This window comes from Bradyrhizobium sp. 157 (genome assembly GCF_023073815.1).
Taxonomy (GTDB): domain Bacteria; phylum Pseudomonadota; class Alphaproteobacteria; order Rhizobiales; family Xanthobacteraceae; genus Bradyrhizobium.
Window position 1 is genome coordinate 50,690 of the sequence record NZ_JADPKF010000033.1, and the last position, 17,367, is coordinate 68,056.

At 62.8% G+C, this 17,367-nt stretch carries 17 protein-coding genes and 1 pseudogene; 1 reads left to right on the plus strand and 17 read right to left on the minus strand.

Annotated elements, in window-relative coordinates:
- Positions 1–64 precede the first annotated feature (64 nt).
- From IVA95_RS07425 to IVA95_RS07460, 8 genes are all read right to left on the minus strand, one after another.
- Positions 65–259: a hypothetical protein gene (locus IVA95_RS07425; protein WP_247509916.1), complete on the minus strand. Its 195-nt coding sequence runs from the start codon at positions 257–259 to the stop codon at positions 65–67.
- A 235-nt stretch (positions 260–494) separates the two neighbouring features.
- Positions 495–968 carry a GNAT family N-acetyltransferase gene (locus IVA95_RS07430; RefSeq protein ID WP_247509917.1) on the minus strand — a complete coding sequence of 158 codons (474 nt, stop codon included), beginning with the start codon at positions 966–968 and terminating at the stop codon, positions 495–497.
- Between the two features lie 14 nt (positions 969–982).
- The gene (locus tag IVA95_RS07435) at positions 983–1,573 is read right to left on the minus strand and encodes a glutathione S-transferase family protein (protein ID WP_247509918.1); all 591 of its coding nucleotides are present in this window, start codon (positions 1,571–1,573) and stop codon (positions 983–985) included.
- An 82-nt stretch (positions 1,574–1,655) separates the two neighbouring features.
- Entirely contained in the window at positions 1,656–2,480 is an 825-nt protein-coding gene (locus IVA95_RS07440; protein ID WP_213248243.1) for an outer membrane beta-barrel protein, read from the minus strand.
- Between the two features lie 198 nt (positions 2,481–2,678).
- Complete coding sequence (locus tag IVA95_RS07445; RefSeq protein ID WP_247509919.1) at positions 2,679–3,506, minus strand: outer membrane beta-barrel protein; 828 nt, start codon at positions 3,504–3,506, stop codon at positions 2,679–2,681.
- 282 nt (positions 3,507–3,788) lie between these two features.
- Positions 3,789–5,048, minus strand: coding sequence for an MFS transporter (locus IVA95_RS07450; RefSeq protein WP_247509920.1), 1,260 nt, complete (start codon positions 5,046–5,048; stop codon positions 3,789–3,791).
- A gap of 145 nt (positions 5,049–5,193) precedes the next feature.
- The gene (gene glmM, locus IVA95_RS07455; protein ID WP_247510052.1) at positions 5,194–6,540 is read right to left on the minus strand and encodes a phosphoglucosamine mutase; all 1,347 of its coding nucleotides are present in this window, start codon (positions 6,538–6,540) and stop codon (positions 5,194–5,196) included.
- A gap of 209 nt (positions 6,541–6,749) precedes the next feature.
- A complete protein-coding gene (locus tag IVA95_RS07460) occupies positions 6,750–6,929 on the minus strand; it encodes a hypothetical protein (RefSeq protein ID WP_247509921.1) in 180 nt (59 codons plus the stop codon).
- Positions 6,930–7,039: 110 nt separating this feature from the next.
- Between IVA95_RS07460 and IVA95_RS07465 the strand changes: the two genes are divergently transcribed.
- Positions 7,040–8,176, plus strand: a complete 1,137-nt coding sequence (locus IVA95_RS07465; protein WP_247509922.1) for an alpha-hydroxy acid oxidase — start codon at positions 7,040–7,042, stop codon at positions 8,174–8,176.
- A 50-nt stretch (positions 8,177–8,226) separates the two neighbouring features.
- Here the strand turns inward: IVA95_RS07465 and IVA95_RS07470 are convergent, their stop codons facing one another.
- The 9 genes and pseudogenes from IVA95_RS07470 to IVA95_RS07510 all read right to left on the minus strand — a co-directional run bounded on the left by IVA95_RS07470 (position 8,227) and on the right by IVA95_RS07510 (position 16,783).
- Positions 8,227–8,853 carry a hypothetical protein gene (locus IVA95_RS07470; protein WP_213248233.1) on the minus strand — a complete coding sequence of 209 codons (627 nt, stop codon included), beginning with the start codon at positions 8,851–8,853 and terminating at the stop codon, positions 8,227–8,229.
- 166 nt (positions 8,854–9,019) lie between these two features.
- Positions 9,020–9,598: a hypothetical protein gene (locus IVA95_RS07475; protein WP_247510053.1), complete on the minus strand. Its 579-nt coding sequence runs from the start codon at positions 9,596–9,598 to the stop codon at positions 9,020–9,022.
- 134 nt (positions 9,599–9,732) lie between these two features.
- Entirely contained in the window at positions 9,733–10,566 is an 834-nt protein-coding gene (locus tag IVA95_RS07480; RefSeq protein WP_247509923.1) for a shikimate dehydrogenase, read from the minus strand.
- A 133-nt stretch (positions 10,567–10,699) separates the two neighbouring features.
- The gene (locus IVA95_RS07485) at positions 10,700–12,748 is read right to left on the minus strand and encodes an elongation factor G (protein ID WP_247509924.1); all 2,049 of its coding nucleotides are present in this window, start codon (positions 12,746–12,748) and stop codon (positions 10,700–10,702) included.
- Positions 12,749–13,014: 266 nt separating this feature from the next.
- A pseudogene (locus IVA95_RS07490) lies at positions 13,015–13,128 on the minus strand (DUF992 domain-containing protein); the annotation flags it as partial.
- Between the two features lie 76 nt (positions 13,129–13,204).
- The gene (locus IVA95_RS07495; RefSeq protein WP_247509925.1) at positions 13,205–14,035 is read right to left on the minus strand and encodes an alpha/beta hydrolase; all 831 of its coding nucleotides are present in this window, start codon (positions 14,033–14,035) and stop codon (positions 13,205–13,207) included.
- Positions 14,036–14,088: 53 nt separating this feature from the next.
- Positions 14,089–14,571, minus strand: coding sequence for a DUF992 domain-containing protein (locus IVA95_RS07500; RefSeq protein ID WP_213248226.1), 483 nt, complete (start codon positions 14,569–14,571; stop codon positions 14,089–14,091).
- 273 nt (positions 14,572–14,844) lie between these two features.
- The gene (locus IVA95_RS07505; protein ID WP_247509926.1) at positions 14,845–15,360 is read right to left on the minus strand and encodes a DUF992 domain-containing protein; all 516 of its coding nucleotides are present in this window, start codon (positions 15,358–15,360) and stop codon (positions 14,845–14,847) included.
- 220 nt (positions 15,361–15,580) lie between these two features.
- Positions 15,581–16,783, minus strand: coding sequence for a pyridoxal phosphate-dependent aminotransferase (locus IVA95_RS07510; protein WP_213248223.1), 1,203 nt, complete (start codon positions 16,781–16,783; stop codon positions 15,581–15,583).
- Between the last annotated feature and the right edge of the window lie 584 nt (positions 16,784–17,367).

Here is a 17,367-nt window from a genome sequence, read left to right on the forward strand (position 1 = left end):
ATAGTAAGCCTCCCGTTGGGGGGAGGTGTCCCGCCGCGGTCATTAGGGGAATCGGGCCCGATCGTCAAGAAGCTTCGGGTGCTTCACGCTCGATTGATGGGTCCTCGTCCGCGCAGGGAGCCGGCTGCTGCTGCAGAAGTTCGGCGGCATCGGTGACCAGTTTGGCGGCCTCTCGCCGGCTCGAGACCTTCAAAATGCTGGTCTCCCCGGCCTGCACGACATATTCGCTTCCGATCCGAACAATCGAATATTTTTTCATTTGGAAATCCCCAAGCTCCCCAAAGCCCCTTGGGAGACGCCGGCATAGCGGAGACGTTCCTGTCCGTAAAATCACAGACGCATGCGTAGTTTATCGGTTGTTAACCGGATCGCATAGTGACGACTACCTCAGGCATTGGTCGCAAGCGCGCTTCAACCGCGGTTGCCTGACCTTTATTCTGACGCGTTTTCTTTACGCGAACCGGATTCCACTTCGCTCGAAAACGCTATGGCTATCAAAATCGCAAGGTCATGCCGACATGGCTGCGCGCAAAACCCAAGCGCTCGTAGAACCGCTGCGCATCGACACGGGTGTGATGCGTCAGCAATTCGACCAGTTTGCATTCCCTCGCGCGCGCTTCTGCGACTGCCCATTGCACCATCTGCTCGCCGATGCCGCGGCTGCGGCAGTGGCTGGCGACGCGGACATCCTCGATCAGGCCGCGCGACGCGCCTTGCGAACTCAGCCCCGGCAGAATGCATAGCTGCAGGCAACCGACCACGGCACCTTCGCCGTCCTCGGCGACGACGAGAAGGATGTTCGGGTCATGCTGCAGCCGTTCAAAGGCCGTGAAATAGGATTGCGGCAGCGGGTCTTCGATCCGCTCCCGCGCACCGCCGAGCGGATCGTCCGCCAGCATGGCGATGATGGTGCCGACGTCCTCGCGGCGCGCGGGGCGGATGGCGACCTTCGCAATCTCAGTCATCATGCATTTCGGTGAAGTCAGCGCGCCGGCGGAAGCTTGAGGAATTTTTCGGTCTCGCCGATCCAGCGGCGCACCGCGGCGTAGCCGTCGAGATCGAAGCCGCCTTCATGCGCCACGCGGGTATAGGCCAATAGCGATATGTCAGCGAGCGTGACGGCGTTGCCGACCAGGAACGGCGTCAGCGCAAGCTGGTGCTCCATCCGCGCCAGCGCCGCATAGCCGCGCTTGACCTTCTCAGGATCGAGATCAGAGGCCGGCTTCTTCAGGTAGAACATCTGGAAGCGGCAGACGGCGATATAGGGCTCGTGGCTGTATTGCTCCCAGAACAGCCATTCATCCATCTTTCCTTCCGCGAATGCATCCTGCGGAATGAGACCAGAGCCGCGGGCGAGATAGCGGATGATGGCGTTGGATTGCGCCAGCGTGCGGCCGTCGTCGAACTCGACGGTCGGCACCTGGCCGGCGCTGTTGAGCTTGAGGAAGTCCGCCGTCCGCGTCTCGCCCTTGAGTGTATCGACCGCTATCCAGGTGCAGGGCAGCGCGAGATGATCGCATACCCACTTCACCTTCAGGCAATTGCCGGAATTAATATCGCCGTAGATCTTCATGTGCCGCCCCTGTTATGGCCGATAGTGCAACAGGTGGCGACAAATCTGTCAACGGCGCCGAACCGGCGCCGCCGTGGCGGGATCAGAATTTGTAGCCGAGGCCGGCGCGGACCGTGTTGATGCTGGTGTCGACCGAAGAGGCAAAGCGCACGTACTCCCATTCCGCGCGCATGAACAGATTTGATATCAGCATTATTTCGGTGCCGAGACCGAACGAATAGCCGTAGATCAAGTGGCTATACTGGGCGTCGGTTGCGCTAACGTCGAACGGCACGTTATTGAAAGGCGGCGCGACGGCCGAATTGACCTGAGTTCCGAAAACACGGGCGGTGCGAATGATATCGGCCTGCCCGAGTGCGATGCCGGCAAACATATAAGGGAGGAACGAGCCATACGCATAGCCGCCGCGGACCCGAAGCGTTCCCATGTCGGAAATATTCATCCGCGCAGTCCCTTCATAGGTGGCGCCAACCGTGTACCCGGAAGGAAGCGTGAAGAACCGCGACATACTGCCGGTCTGCGAGCCGCCGAACTTGCCGTGCGTGTAGTTCAGTTCAACGCCTACGACGACGTCCGTCCACTGGAAGTTGTAGCCGACGAATCCGCCGAACCCCTCTCCGTGGGCCGAAACTTTTCCCATGATCGGCCACTCCGATATTCGCTGGACGCTCTCCATCTCCGTACCGTCCAAGAGGCGCGCCGCGATGGTCCTCGTCGAATTCGCAAAATTCATGTTGGAAGTGCCATAGGCGGCATGTCCGCCGATGTAGCCGCCTTGCCAGTTCACTGTGCTGGTGCTCAGCCCCTCGGTGAAGCCGCCGCGGAGAAACGGCAGGTCCGGCATATCGGCGGCTCGCGCGCCCGTCACCGCTCCGCATAACATCGCCACCAGCAAGAATCGACGCATCGCAACGCTCCATCCGACACTCTGAACTTGGCGCTGATCATCGCCTGTTAACCTTAACCAATCGTTTTCGCGCCTTCCGATTGGCGCAATCTTGCCGAAAAACGAACCAACATTTTTTCGGCTGATCGCCGACGCCAAAAAGCAGACGGCGCGGGAAGCCCGCGCCGTCCGGCAATCATTAACGAATGGAAGTCGCAATTAACCTTTGCGGATCAGCGGCGGCGGCGCGTAGACCTGCGGGCTGGTCAGATCCCAGCGTACACCGAGCTTCAGGTCGTGCGAGGTGATGTTCTTGAAGGTGGTCGGGTTGTTGATGTTGTTGGTGCCATCGAAGGTGCGGAGGTCGCCGGTCAGGCCGTCGCCCATGTCGAGATAGCGATAGGCGAGTTCGACGGTAAAATTCGGCGTGACTTTGTAGGCGAGACCAGCATGCGCGGCCCAGGCGAAATTCCACTTCGCGACGTTGTCGCCGAAGGCGAGACTCGGTGATGTGACGCCAGCAAAATTGGTGATGCCTTGATCGGTGAAGTTCGCAATCGAAACCCGCGCGCCGCCCACACCGGCGCCGATGAACGGGGTGACGCACCACCACGTGCCGAGATCGACATAGGCGTTGCCAAGAACCACCCATTCTGACTTGGTGGCGTGATAGGTATCGGTGCCGAAGCCGCCCGGAAAGGTGATGACGTCTTTGCCGAAGAATTGCGAATTGCCGCGATATTCACCGGTCACGTCAGCGCGGAACCAGTTGTTGACCTTGTAACCGACGCCGAGGCCGAAAATGCCGGCGGTGCCGAAGCTGTTCGTCTGCACCGACGAAGTAGTGGTGGCATCGAGCGCGTTGTTCAGACGATCGACGCGCTGATTGCTGAAGCCGATATCGCCGCGCAGATACCAGCCGCCGAAATCCTCAACCACCGGGGCCGGAGCATAGGGAGGCGGCGCAATCGCCATGTCGGCAGCAAACGCCGCCTGGGACAACAAAGTGGCCGCACCGGCGGCAATGAAAGACTTAACGCTACGCATGGGCTTCGTCCTTTTGTCCGGTGAGGCTGACTCCAAAGGGCCCCACTTCAAAAACTCACGGACGGACGATCGCATCAAAAGCTTAAGCGGCGCTTAACCCTAATTTTTAAGGTTGACAATCTCTGACTATTTTTCCTGGCCGCTGCTTGCGACGCATGAGTCGATGTATCAGCAGCGCAGAAAACAGCGGAAGCCGACACACATCCTAACGATGTATTTAGAAAGCTCGCCGTCGCAGCGTTAAGATTTTGTTGATGCGACGACCGGCAACGCTGCGCACGCCTAGCGCGTGGGTCTCGGCATCTTCGGCAGGAACACCGCGAGCAGCCCGAGCGCCGGCAGGAATGCGCAGAGGTGATAGACGAAGGTGATTCCGGTGTGATCGGCGAGCTTGCCGAGCACCGCGGCGCCAAGGCCGCCGATGCCGAATGCAACGCCGAAGAACACGCCGGAGATCATCCCGAAGCGATGTGGCATCAGCTCCTGCGCGAGCACGATGATCGACGACGTCGCCGACGAGATGATGAGACCGATGAACACGGTCAGCACCGCACTCGCAAAGAGGCCGGCATAGGGTAGCGCCAGCGTGAACGGCAGCGCGCCGAGGATCGAGAACCAGATGACGTATTTGCGCCCGAAGCGATCGCCGAGCGGCCCGCCGAAGAATGCGCCCGCCGCATTGGCGGCAAGAAACAGGAACAGATAGAGCTGGGCTGCCTGCGTCGACACCTGAAACTTTTCGATCAGATAGAAGATGTAGTAGCTCGACAGGCTCGACACGTAGAGCTGCTTCGAGAACAACAGCGCAACCAGCACCGCAAGCGCGATTCTGACGCGCCGGGAATCCGGCAGGTCCGGATGACGTTCCACCGCCGCCGCTTTCTTTGTCGTGATCTGCGGCTGGTACCAAACGCCGATCCGCCACAGGATCACGATCGCCACAAACGCGATCGACGAAAACCAGGCGATCGAAGGCTGGCCGAACGGCACCACAATCAGCGCCGCCAGCACCGGCCCCATCGACGTGCCGAAACTGCCGCCGAGCTGAAACACCGATTGCGCGAAGCCGTAGCGTCCGCCGGAAGCCAGGCGCGCGATCCGCGCCGACTCCGGGTGAAACACCGCAGAGCCAAGCCCGACCAGCGCCGCTGCGATCAGGATGATCGGATAGAGATGCGCGACGCTGAGCAGCAGCAAGCCGAAGAACGTAAAGCCCATGCCGATCGCGAGCGAGAACGGCTGCGCCTTCTTGTCGGTGAAATGTCCAACCACGGGCTGCAGTAGCGACGCGGTGAACTGAAACGCCAGCGTGATCATGCCGATCTGCGCGTAGTCGAGCGCGTAGGCGTCCTTCAGGATCGGATAGACCGAGGCAATCAACGACTGCATGGTGTCGTTGAGGAAATGCGAGAAGCTGATGCCGGCGAGCACGACATAGGCCGGCCCTGCCACGGCCGCTTTCACAGCGAGCCCCCGCGCCGCGTCCGACACAACCACCGGCGCGGTCGCGGTTTCCTCAGTTACGATGACGGGCTTGTTCAACGGCGCATTCCCGGAAAGGATTCGCTGACGCAATGCTGCCTTTTACGTCGCACGCCCGGTTGCGACCAGCAGCAATAGCCGATAGCTGCGATGCGCTGCCGCGCACCGTCGATCAGCAATCATGCGTCCTTCGGATAAAACGTGCTTATGCCCCCGCGGCGTGGCCGAGCGCGTTGACGATCTGGTCGACGACTTCCTCGACCAGGAGGCGGTCGTCGCCCTCGCCCATCACGCGGATCACAGGCTCGGTGCCGGACGAACGCACCAGCAGCCGGCCGTGGCCATTGAGGCGATTCTCGCCGTCCATGATCGCCGATTTCACTTCGGCGTGGTCGAGCGGCTTGCCGGAGCGATAGCGCACGTTCTTCAGGATCTGCGGCAGCGGGTCGAAGCGATGGCAGACCTCCGACACCGGGCGGCGAAGCTTTTGTACCACGGCCAGCACCTGCAGCGCTGCGACGAAGCCGTCACCGGTCGTCGCGTAGTCGGAGAGGATGATATGGCCCGAGGGCTCGCCGCCGAGATTGTAGCCCTGCGCGAGCATCTGCTCGAGCACGTAGCGGTCGCCGACCGGCGTACGCACCATGCCGAGCCCCTGCCCTTCGAGGAAGCGCTCGAGCCCGAGGTTGGACATTACGGTGGTGACGATGCCGGGCTTGGCGAGACGGCCCTCTTCGCTCCAGCTCTGCGCGATCACCGCGAGCAGCTGGTCGCCGTCGACGACATGGCCGCGCTCGTCGACCAGGATGACGCGATCGGCGTCACCGTCAAGCGCAATGCCGATATCGGCGCGCATCTCGCGCACCTTCTTGGCAAGCGCCTCCGGCGAGGTCGAGCCGCATTCCTTGTTGATGTTGAAACCATCGGGTTCGACGCCAATCGCGATAACGTCGGCGCCGAGCTCCCATAGTGCTTCCGGCACCACCTTGTAGGCCGCGCCGTGCGCGCAATCGATCACGACGCGCAGGCCGTCGAGCGAGAGTTCGCGCGGCAGCGTGCGTTTGGCGAATTCGATATAGCGGTCGTGGACACCGTCGATGCGGCGGGCGCGCCCGAGGCTGGCGCTCTGGGCGAGGCGGCGGTCGATCGGCTCGTCGAGCAATTGCTCGATCTGCTTCTCGACGTCGTCGGACAACTTGAAGCCCTGCGGACCGAACAGCTTGATGCCGTTGTCCTCGAACAGGTTGTGCGACGCTGAAATCATCACGCCGAGATCGGCGCGCATCGACTTGGTCAGCATCGCAACCGCCGGCGTCGGCATCGGGCCGAGCAGCAGCACGTCCATGCCGACCGAGGTAAATCCGGCCACCATGGCGTACTCGATCATGTAGCCGGAGAGACGCGTATCCTTGCCGATGACGACGCGGTGGCGGTGATCGCCACGCTGAAACACCAGACCCGCCGCCTGCCCCACCTTGAGCGCGAGCTCCGGCGTGATCAAACCATTGGCGCGGCCCCGAATTCCGTCGGTACCGAAATATTTGCGGCTCATGTGACCCCCAGCCATTCTGGGTCTTCAGGCCATCACGGCCACGAATCCCCGAACGCCTCCATCGTAGCGTGCTGGGGGTTATAATCCTTCGCCCGCTAAAATGGCTTCAAAAAATATGATGAATCATTACGACCATTGGCGCCATAACGCAATATAACCAATTGTTATATCTGGATATTCGCGCCCGGCAGCCGATCGGTCCTGCCGGCTCAGCCGCTCCGCTTGACGTGCTGGTCGCCCTTCGAGGGTGGCGGCTGGGTGACATTGACCGGATCGGATGCCGGAAAGGTCTCTTCCAGACCCTCCTCCAGGGCGTCGTCGAGCCGGCGCTTTTCCTCGCGATCGGCCAGGCCGGGCTCGGCGGGGGCGGCTTTGCGCGGTCCGGTCATGAGATGTCCTCGCGGTCGACAATGGCGCCCAAGGGATGCGATTTGGCAGGCCATCCAACCATGCTAGATGACGACGCAGCGAAGAAGTTCAAGAAGGGGCCGGGACGTCGATGAAGCACATCACCTGCATTGAGGATCTGCGCCAGTTGCACAAGCGCAGGGTTCCCAAGGCGTTTTTCGACTACGCCGACCGCGGCTCCTACACCGAGGACACGCTGCGGGCCAATTCCGAGGATCTGCAGCAGATCAAGTTCCGCCAGCGCATCCTGGTCGATGTCTCCAAGCGCGATCTCTCCACGACGATCCTCGGCGAGCCGGCCGCGATGCCCTTGATTCTCGCCCCAATCGGCCTGCTCGGCATGCAGCATGGCGATGGCGAGATTCACGCCTGCCGCGCCGCGCAGGCCGCCGGCATTCCCTTCACCCAGAGCACGATGTCGATCTGCTCGATCGAGGATATCGCCGCTAGCGTCGACAAGCCGTTCTGGTTCCAACTCTACGTGATGAAGGACCGCGGCTTTATCAAATCGCTGATCGAGCGCGCCATCGCGGCGAAATGCTCGGCGCTGGTATTGACCGTCGATTTGCAGGTGATCGGCCAGCGCCATCAGGACATCAAGAACGGCATGACGGTGCCGCCGGAATGGTCACTGTCGAAGCTGATCGACTTTGCGAGCAAGCCCTCATGGGTCGCCGGCGTCCTTCGTGGCAAGCGCCGAACCTTCGGCAACATTGTCGGCCACGTCAAAGGCACCGAGGATCTCACCAAGCTCTCGGAATGGACGGCCTCGCAGTTCGATACCTCGCTGAACTGGAAGGACCTCGACTGGATTCGCTCAATCTGGCCGGGCAAGCTGATCCTGAAAGGCATTCTCGACGTCGAGGACGCCGAGGAAGCCGCCAAGACCGGCGCGCAGGCGATCGTGGTTTCCAACCATGGCGGCCGCCAGCTCGACGGCGCGCCGTCATCGATCGAGGTGCTGCCTGAAATCGTCGATACCGTCGGCTCGAAGATGGAGATCATGTTCGACGGCGGCATCCGCTCCGGCCAGGACGTAGTGCGCGCGCTCGCGCTCGGCGCCAAATCCTGCATGATCGGCCGCGCCTATGTCTATGGTTTAGGGGCCGGCGGCGAAGCCGGCGTTGCCAAGGCGCTCGACATCCTGGCTAAGGAAATGCTCACGACCATGGGGCTGTGTGGCGTCAACACGATTGCCGAGATCGACGATCGCGTACTGGCGGTTTAGATCTAGCTTGCTTTCTTCCTTCTCCCCTTGTGGGAGAAGGGAAGAAACCTTCACATCGGCGGTGTGATTCCGTCGCGGCCGACATTGACGCGCGATGCTTCCAGCGTGCCGTCGTCCTTCTTCACCGCGCTGAAGATAATCACTTTCGCGCCCGGCTTCAGCTCGGACTTGTCGCCGGCGACGAAGGTGACGACAGGCGTACCCGGCGGCACCACGACTTTCTTTTCGCCGTCCTTGTATTTGACCAGGATGTTCTGGCCGTCGGTGCCTTTCACCGTCTGGGCGACGGTAGCGTTGGTCATGGTCGAGTTCGGGCGTTGATCCCATGGCCGGAAGCCTTCGGCCGCGCCGCGCTGGTTCTCCGGGAAGATATGCACCGCGACTGCCTTCTGGGTGCCGTCCGGCTCCGGCATGCCGGTGACGCCGATATAGGAGCCCTCCTTGATTTCCGACAGTTCGGTCTTGGCAACGCCGAACACCGCGACATTGTCGGTGACACGCACCTTCATGTCGGTGCCCTCGCGCGATTTGATCGACAGCATGGGCCCGTCGACCGCCTCGATGGTGCCGCGAATGCGAACCGTCGGCGGCTGTTGTGCCGAGGCCTCCGTCGCAACCAGAGCGGCAAGGCCCAGCGAGGCCACTAGCATCCATGGCCATGAAGATGATTTCAGCATGGTATTCCTCCCGAGATGTATTGGCGCCCAACTCAACGCAAACACCGCACGGGAGGTAGCTATTCCATGGCGCGGGTTCTTCATTTCCCTTCTCCCCTTGTGGGAGAAGGTGGCGATAGGCGGACTTTGGCCGCCTATGCCTCTCCCAAAAGGGGAGAGGGGAAAGTCACATCGGCGGGGTCAGCCCGTCGAGGCCGACGCTGACGCGGCTGGTCTCGAGCGAGCCATCCGGCAGCTTCTTCATGAAGGCGATCACCTTGGCGCCGGGCTTGAGGTCGGACTTGCCGGCGGGAACGTAGGTCACGACCGGCGTCTCCGGAGAGACCACGACTTTCTTCTCGCCGCCTTTGTATTTGACCGTCAGGGTATGGCCGTCATTGCCGACCACGGAATCCGCGACCGTCGCGTTGGTCATCGTGGAGTTCGGACGCAGATCATAGGGCCGCGAGCCCTCGCCGGTGCCGCGCATCGCTTCCGGAAATACATGCACTTCCACCGCGTTCTGGCTGCCGTCGGGTCCCGGCACTGTGGTGGTGCCGATGAAGGATCCGACCTTGATGTCGGATAGCGAGATCTTGCTAATCCCGACGACGTTGACGTCGCTGGTCATGTGCAGCCTGACGTCCTCGCCGCCGCGGGACTTCACGGCAAGTACGTCACCATCGACGGCTTCGATGGTGCCGCGAACGCGCGTCGGCGTCGGTGGTTGCTGGGCAATCGCGTAAAGCGTGGAGCCCGCCACCATCGCGACAGCGACAAGCGGGCGAACGAGCTGAAAATGACGGACGGGCATGCTGGGGTCTCCGGTGGCGGTACTGACGTAGCCATTGACCCCGGCTTTTCAAAAAAATTCCGGCTCAAGTATCCGCGATCAGCCGATCATGTATTCGTGAGATCGGCTTCGACGAGCGCGCGAAGCTCCGGCGTCACCTCGGGACGCCGCCCGAACCACAGTTCGAATCCCCGCACCGCTTGATGCAAGAGCATGCCGAGTCCGTCGGCGGTCTTCAGCCCGCGGGCGCGCGCGGCGCTCAGCAACGGCGTGTCGAGCGGCACATAAACGAGATCGGCGACGACGGCGCGTGACGGCAGCCGGCCGATATCGAGTTCGAGCGGCGGCTGGCCCTTCATGCCGAGCGAGGTCGTATTCACCAGAAGCCCGGCGCGCGGCAGGAGATCGCCGAGCGCATCCCACGCCACGGGCAACACGCTCGCGCCGAACTGATCCGCCAACGCGCTCGCGCGCGCCATGGTGCGATTGATGAGATGAATGCGCTTGATGCCGCGTTCGCGCAGTCCAAACACGACGGCGCGCGACGAACCGCCGGCGCCCAGCACCAGCGCATCCTCTGCTTGGTCCCAGCCGCTGGCGCAGGCGTCGAGATTGTTGATAAACCCTTCGACGTCGGTATTGGTCGAGCACAATTCGCCGTCTGCGAACCACAGAGTATTGGCGGCGCCGACCGCGCGGGCGCGCTCGTCCGGTTTCGACAACGCAAGCGCGCGCTCCTTGTGCGGAATGGTGACGTTGGCGCCGACAAAGCCGCGCAGCGACAGCCGGAAGACGAAATCCTGAAACTCATCGGGCGGCACCGCCTCAATGACGTAGCCGCCCTCGATGCCCAGCGTCCGCAGCCAATAATGATGGATCAACGGCGAACGCGAATGCGCGGCCGGCCATCCGATCAGGCAAGCGGCGGGGGGTCTGCTCACGACAATAGCCTCCTCCAAAGACGTTGATGGCCGGGATAAACCCGGCCACGACGATCAATTTATCTTTCGCTGAAGTGTGTCAAGCCGAACGCCGCGCCGCCGCAGATGGAGCTGCGGCGGCCAGGCCGGCCGGCTACGCCGCGACGCGATGCGCAGCGATGATCTGGTCGGCGGCGCGGCCGGTGACCTCGGCCATGCGGTCGAATTGGCGGGTGAACCCGCCGGCGCCGGCGGTGGCCGAGCGCAACTCCACGATCAGATCGCCGATCTCCGCTTCCGGCATGGTGGCGCGGACGCAATCCCACCCCGGCCAGCCCTCGCGGGTGTCGAAGCCGAGAATCTGGCCGCGTCGCGCCGACAGGATCGCGTTGATTTTCGCCGTCGCTTCCGTCGGACAGACGATCTCCACCATGTGAATCGGCTCCAGCAGCACCGGCTGGCACTGCGGCAGCCCCTCGCTCATGCCGATCCGCGCAGCGGTGCGGAAGGCAAGATCGGAGGAGTCGACGCTGTGGTAGGAGCCGTCGGTCAACGTCACCTGCACGTCAACGACGGGGAAGCCGAGCGGGCCCTTGGCAAGACCGTCGACCACGCCCTCTTCCACCGCGCCGATATAATTTTTCGGCACCGCGCCGCCGACGACGGTTTCCTGGAATTGAAAACCCGAGCCGCGCGGCAATGGTTTGATTTCCAGCACCACGTCGCCGAACTGGCCGTGGCCGCCGGACTGCTTCTTGTGACGGCCCCGCTGGGTGATCGATTTGCGGATGGTCTCCTGGTAGCCGATCGCAGGCGGCTGCGATTTGATATTGACGCCGAAGCGGTCGCGCAGACGCTCGATCGCGACGCGCAGATGCATCTCGCCCTGTCCCCACAACACGATGTCGTGGGTGCGCTGGTTCTGGATCATCGTCAGCGACGGATCCTCCTCGTTCAGCCTCAGCAGCGCCTGACCCAGCTTGACATCGTCCTTGCGATCGGCCGCCGAGACGGACATCGCGAGCACCGGCGGTACCGGCGTCACCTGCACCAGCGCCGGCGGCGCGGTCTTGCCGCCGGACAGCGTGTCTCCGGTCTTGATGGCGTCGAGCTTGCCGAGGGCGACGGTGTCGCCGGCCTCGGCCGAAGGCCGCTTGGTATCGTACGCGCCGTTGACCGCGAGAATGCCGGAGACCCGCCCAGCTTCGCCGGAGGAGGATTGCAACGTCGCGCCGTCATCGAGATGGCCGGCGAGCAGCCGCACCATTGACAGCTTGCCGCCGTGCTGCAGATGCAGCGTCTTGAACACATAGGCCAGCGCTTCCTTTTGCGACGGCGCACCGAGGCGTTTCGCCGTCTCGACGACGCCGGGCGATTCGTGGCGCAGCGCCTTCATCAGCCGCAACACGCCGTTTTCACGGCTCGCGGCGCCCAGCAGCACCGGGCAGATCAGCCCTTCGCGCAATTCGCGGGCGAGATCGTCGAACACCGCGTCGCGCGGCGGCTGGATGTCCTCCAGCAACTGCTCCATCAGCGCGTCGTCATGATCGGCGAGCTTTTCCAGCATCGAGAAGCGCGCTTCCTTCTCGCGGTCGAGATCGCCTCCTTCCAGCGCAATCACTTCGGAGGGCTTGTGCTCGCGATAGACGAAGGCGCGCTCGAGTGCGAGATCGACAAAGCCTTCGATCAGCTCGCCGTTCCAGATCGGAATCTGCCGCAGCACCAGCGGCACGCGCGAGGCCGGCTGCAGAGTCGCCAGCGTTTCGCGGATGCGCTTGTTGGCGCGGTCGATCTTGTTCAAAAACAGAAAACGCGGAATGCCGAGATCTTCCAGCTCGCGCAGGATGATCTGCAGTTGCGGCAGCTTCTTCTCGTCCGCCTCGCAGACCACGACCGCGGCATCGACCGCGGGCAACGCGGCGCGCATGTCATGCGCGAACTCGACCGAGCCGGGACAATCGATAAAGGTGTAACTATCGCCCATGAAGGTGGTGGTCGCGGCGCTCAGGCCCACGCCCATCTTGTGATTGCGCGCTTCGGGGCTGGCATCGCCGACGGAAGTTCCAGCATCGACGCTGCCGGCACTTTTAATGGCGCCCGTTCGCGCCAGTATGGCTTCTAGAAGTGTGGTTTTACCGCTCTGGAAAGGGCCCACCAGCGCAATGCACCGTGGACCGCGGGGACTTCTGACGTCTTGTCCCATTGCCGCCTCCCGTTTTGGAGCTCGGCCCGTGATTGGGTCGGCGGGACTGATGCTCCGCCTGTCCCGTGATTTTGGCAAGCAGGAAAACGTCGCTGCGCTGCGATGTGATGGCAAAGGCGTGGGTATGGTCATTGCGAGGAGCGTCAGCGACGAAGCAATCCAGCCTACCTCCGCAGAGGGATTGTGGATTGCTTCGCGGAGCCTGTCATCGGGCCGCATTCGCGCGACCCGTTGGCCCGCAATGACGGGGAAAGCGGGAATGCATACCTTCCCGGCCTGAGTTCCAAACCTTCCGATCCGGCAGCAATGCTGACGCCTACCTGGCCCAGCACGCACAAGGGCTGCAGCGCGATCGAATTGGCGGAGCCGCCGACGCGCAGGCGGCGCTAAGCACCCGCATGGACAGCAGCGATATGCGAGACAAGGACGAACCCAAGGCCTCGGATGTCGCGACGCTCATCCGGCTACGCTTGACGGGCCGGAGCAGCAATCGATGAACTTCGCAAGGAGACCCGTGACCTCGGTTGGCCGCTCCAGGCTCGGTAGATGGGCAGTGCCAGTCAAAACGTGGCCCGACCCGTTCAGCATCGTCGTTGCAATATGACGGCATCGTTCCTGAATGTGCGGAAAATCGAGGTCGCCCCAGATGACAAGCGATGGCGCTGATATCTCGCGCAGACGATGGAAGGTGGACGCGACGTCGAGGTTCGATCCAACCGGCGGCGACCGTAGCGCGATGGCGTTCATCTCGAGGAACAGCCGGCGCGCCTCACCTGTGACACGCTCCTCGGGCTGCAGTGGACCGTCCAGCCAAAGATGAGCCTTGATTGCGTTCACTCGATCCAAATCGCCGGCTTGTTCGGCGTCCTTAAGCTTGACCATCAGGCCCTCGATCTCGGGCGGATAGATCGCCTCAGGCGCGCCGCCCACGGCGGGCGCAATGAGAACGAGGGCGCGGACATAGGATGGATGCAGAAGAGCGGCGTCGAGCGCGGTCCGTCCACCCTGGGAACATCCAACAAGAATCGTCGGCGCGCCGTTCCCGACGGCGTCAATCACCGCGAGCAAGTCCGCGACTGCAGAAAAGTCCTCCTTTTCCGCGCGAGTCTCGCCAAAGCCCCGCCGATCGTACGCGATCGCCTTGGTGCTTGCGCCGAGGGCATCCAGTTGCGCGCGCCACATGCGACTATCGCAGACCGCGGCATGCAGAAAGACGACAGGGTCGCCGTTGCCGACGGCTGTCGCCGCCAACCTGGCTTGACCGGACGCAATCTGATGATTCGACATCATGATTGATGCTGGCCCCGTTGACTTGCAATAACGGAGACAAGCCGCCCCGATCAGCGCCCAGGCCGGAGTTCCAGGCTTTCCAGTCCGGCAGCAATGCTGACGCCAACCTGGCCTTGCACGCTGAGCGGCTGCAGCGCGATTGAGTTCGCCGAGCCGCCGACCAGCACATTGCCGCCGACGCCGACGCCGAACGTCGCGCTGCCTTGCGCGCCGACATAATCGCCGGAAAGGCCGCCCGGCCCGAGCCGCGCGACAGGCGCAAATACACCCCAGGCCAACGCCGATTCCTGGGTGATGCCGAGATCGAGCCCGACCTTGCGGATGGTGGCGACGTAGCGATCTTCCGGCATGCCCTCGGCGCGCAGCACGCAGCCGAGATGGGTCACGGAACCGACGATGAAGCCGACGCTGGCGCCGCCGCGGCACTCCAGCACGCCGACCTGCACGCGCTGCGCCTGCTGCGCATTGGCGCCGTCGATGGATGAAGCCAATATGGAGAGTGCGGCTGCGGCAAGGATGAGGGAACGACGCATAAAGTAATCTCCGGCTGAAAACTGTGATGCGAGCAGAGAAGAAAATCAGCGCCGTGCCCGCAGCGTTCACCGTTCTATGCCACAGCACTACGGCCCGTGCCAGATTCACTACCGCAGTCATTCCGGGGCGCGCAAGGCGCGAACTATGGTGCGCAATTGCGCACCTGAGAATCTCGAGATTCCGGGTCTGGTCCTTCGGACCATCCCGGAATGACGGATCCAACTCAACAAAAAAGGCCCGCTTGCGCGGGCCCTTTCACTAGCACCTATCCGTCAACCGCGGCGGTGATGCCGGCGATGGTGGTGCCGACGGGGGCCGAACTGCACCGCCTGCAGCTCGAGGCCGGCGATACCGGCGGCGACGTTCAATCCGGTCTGTCCCTGCAGGCTGATCGGCTGCAGGGCGTAGGCATTCGCTGGACCGCCTACCAGGAAGTTGCCGCCGCCGCCAACGCCGATCGATGCGTTGGCGCCGACGCCGCCGTAAGTGCCGGCGAGTTCGCCGCGCCCGAGGCGGCTGTTCGGCGCGTTGACGGCCCAGGACAACTGGGTCTGTTCGGTGACGCCGAGATCGAGACCAATACGCTGCACCTTGGCGAGGTAGGGCTCAGGCCGGCGGCCTTCGCTGCGGAACACACATTCGAGGCTCGTCACCGAGCCGACCACGAAGCCGACATTCTGGCCGCCCTGGCATTGCAGGATACCGGCGCGAACCGGCGGTGCCGCGTCGGCGCTTGCGATCGGCGCGATCAATGCCGCCGCGGCGAGTGTCAATGTCAGGAGTCGCATGTGTCCCAGTCTCCGCATGTTGATGAACAAATTTAGCGGAGCGGACAGGATGGAAGTGCCGTGTCGAAAACATGGCGCTTGATCGAGAAGCCGTCAAAACATTGCGTTCTCGTTCACGCGCGATGTGATTTGACGGCCGTCGTTTTGACGCGATTGCTGGTGCGAACCGCAACCCGTCCTGCATCAACTGCAGAACGGGCTCGTGCCGCGAAAACGCTTCTTATCGCAAATTGCCGCAGAAGCGCTGGATGCGCTTGCAGGCATCTTCGAGATCGGAGGTCTTGGTCGCGTAGGAGATGCGGAACGCCGGGCCCAATCCGAACGCGGAACCCTGCACGACGGCGACGCCTTCGCTCTCGAGGAGCTCGGTAACAAAATCCTCGTCATTGGCAATCACCTTGCCGGACGGCGAGGTCTTGCCGATGGTGCCGGCGCAGGACGGATAGACGTAGAACGCGCCCTCGGGCCGCGGGCATTCGATGCCCTTGGCCTGATTCAGCATCGAGACCACGAGGTCGCGGCGCTCCTTGAACATCTTGTTATGCACCGGGATGAAATCCTGCGGACCGTTCAACGCTTCGACGGAGGCCCACTGCGCGATTGACGATGGGTTCGAGGTCGACTGCGACTGGATCGTCGCCATCGCCTTGATCAGGTCGGCCGGGCCGCCGGCGTAACCGATGCGCCAGCCGGTCATGCAATAGGCTTTCGACACGCCGTTCACCGTCAGTGTGCGCTCGTAGAGTTTCGGCTCGACCTGCGCAGGCGTCGCGAACTGGAAGTCGTCATAGACCAGGTGCTCGTACATGTCATCCGTCATCACCCAGACATGCGGATGCTTCACCAATACGTCGGTGATCGCCTTGAGTTCGGCGCGGGTGTACGCGGCACCGGTCGGGTTCGACGGCGAGCACAGGATGATCCATTTGGTCTTCGGCGTGATCGCCTTTTCCAGATCCTCGGGCCGCAGCTTGAAGCCGCTCGATGCCGGGCACACGACGGGGACCGACTCGCCGCCGGCCAGCGCCACCATTTCCGGATAGCTGACCCAGTACGGCGCCGGGATGATCACCTCGTCGCCGGGATTGAGGGTTGCCATCAGCGCATTGTAGAGCACCTGCTTGCCGCCGGTGCCGACGATGATCTGGTTCGGCTTGTAGGTGAGGCCGTTCTCGCGCTGGAATTTGCCGATGATGGCTTCCTTCAACTCGGGAATGCCGCCGACGTCGGTGTACTTGGTCTTGCCGGCCTCGATGGCGCGGATCGCCGCCAGCTTGATGTTGGCGGGCGTGTCGAAGTCCGGTTCGCCGGCGCCGAGGCCGATGACGTTGCGCCCCGCCGCTTTCAGCGCGCGCGCTTTATCCGTGACCGCGATCGTCGCGGACGGCTTCACACGGGCGAGCGCAGCGGACAGGAAGGGCATCATGATCTCCTGGCAAACGTCGTGATTTCTGAAATTCACGACTCTTTTTGATGGGAACGCCGCACCCTAAGGCGCGGCGCGTTGCATCGCAAGAAGCTTGGCCGGATGCCGGTCAAACTTTGGGGAACGCCGAGCAGCCTCGGTACGATCGGAGCAATGCCGGCGCAATATTCGTAAAGTTCCGCGGCGAAAAGACTCATATCTGGCAAGCCGTTCCGGCAGACCGCGCCGGGGCTCAAACAGGTGTGCACGACTCAATGGTAAGGTGCCTCGTCGCGAGTCGCACCCGACCTTCGGTCATGCCCCGCGCACGTTACCTTCGGACGTATGCTGGCTACCGTTCCTGATCCTGGGTCCCGGCTCTGCGCCGCGTCACTTGCGTGCCGCGCCGCGTCCGGGACACGAAAGATTTTAGGTCGACGGCTGGTCTTCGTTCCCCGGACGCAGCGCAGCGCCCAGCGGTGCGCTGCAGAGCCGGGGCCGACGCGCTGGATCCCGACACCCACACATCACCCGAGGCGGGACGCAGCCAGCGTCGTCGCGCAGGATTGAATCAATCCGCTCATCCGCTCCCGACCATGTGA

Excerpts from the sequence above, each read along its gene's own strand:
- IVA95_RS07425 (WP_247509916.1), bottom strand. The coding sequence starts at position 259 with ATGAAAAAATATTCGATTGTTCGGATCGGAAGCGAATATGTCGTGCAG.
- IVA95_RS07430 (WP_247509917.1), bottom strand. The coding sequence starts at position 968 with ATGATGACTGAGATTGCGAAGGTCGCCATCCGCCCCGCGCGCCGCGAG.
- IVA95_RS07435 (WP_247509918.1), bottom strand. The coding sequence starts at position 1,573 with ATGAAGATCTACGGCGATATTAATTCCGGCAATTGCCTGAAGGTGAAG.
- IVA95_RS07440 (WP_213248243.1), bottom strand. The coding sequence starts at position 2,480 with ATGCGTCGATTCTTGCTGGTGGCGATGTTATGCGGAGCGGTGACGGGC.
- IVA95_RS07445 (WP_247509919.1), bottom strand. The coding sequence starts at position 3,506 with ATGCGTAGCGTTAAGTCTTTCATTGCCGCCGGTGCGGCCACTTTGTTG.
- glmM (WP_247510052.1), bottom strand. The coding sequence starts at position 6,540 with ATGAGCCGCAAATATTTCGGTACCGACGGAATTCGGGGCCGCGCCAAT.
- IVA95_RS07460 (WP_247509921.1), bottom strand. The coding sequence starts at position 6,929 with ATGACCGGACCGCGCAAAGCCGCCCCCGCCGAGCCCGGCCTGGCCGAT.
- IVA95_RS07465 (WP_247509922.1), top strand. The coding sequence starts at position 7,040 with ATGAAGCACATCACCTGCATTGAGGATCTGCGCCAGTTGCACAAGCGC.
- IVA95_RS07470 (WP_213248233.1), bottom strand. The coding sequence starts at position 8,853 with ATGCTGAAATCATCTTCATGGCCATGGATGCTAGTGGCCTCGCTGGGC.
- IVA95_RS07475 (WP_247510053.1), bottom strand. The coding sequence starts at position 9,598 with ATGGTGGCGGGCTCCACGCTTTACGCGATTGCCCAGCAACCACCGACG.
- IVA95_RS07485 (WP_247509924.1), bottom strand. The coding sequence starts at position 12,748 with ATGGGACAAGACGTCAGAAGTCCCCGCGGTCCACGGTGCATTGCGCTG.
- IVA95_RS07495 (WP_247509925.1), bottom strand. The coding sequence starts at position 14,035 with ATGTCGAATCATCAGATTGCGTCCGGTCAAGCCAGGTTGGCGGCGACA.
- IVA95_RS07500 (WP_213248226.1), bottom strand. The coding sequence starts at position 14,571 with ATGCGTCGTTCCCTCATCCTTGCCGCAGCCGCACTCTCCATATTGGCT.
- IVA95_RS07505 (WP_247509926.1), bottom strand. The coding sequence starts at position 15,360 with ATGCGACTCCTGACATTGACACTCGCCGCGGCGGCATTGATCGCGCCG.
- IVA95_RS07510 (WP_213248223.1), bottom strand. The coding sequence starts at position 16,783 with ATGCCCTTCCTGTCCGCTGCGCTCGCCCGTGTGAAGCCGTCCGCGACG.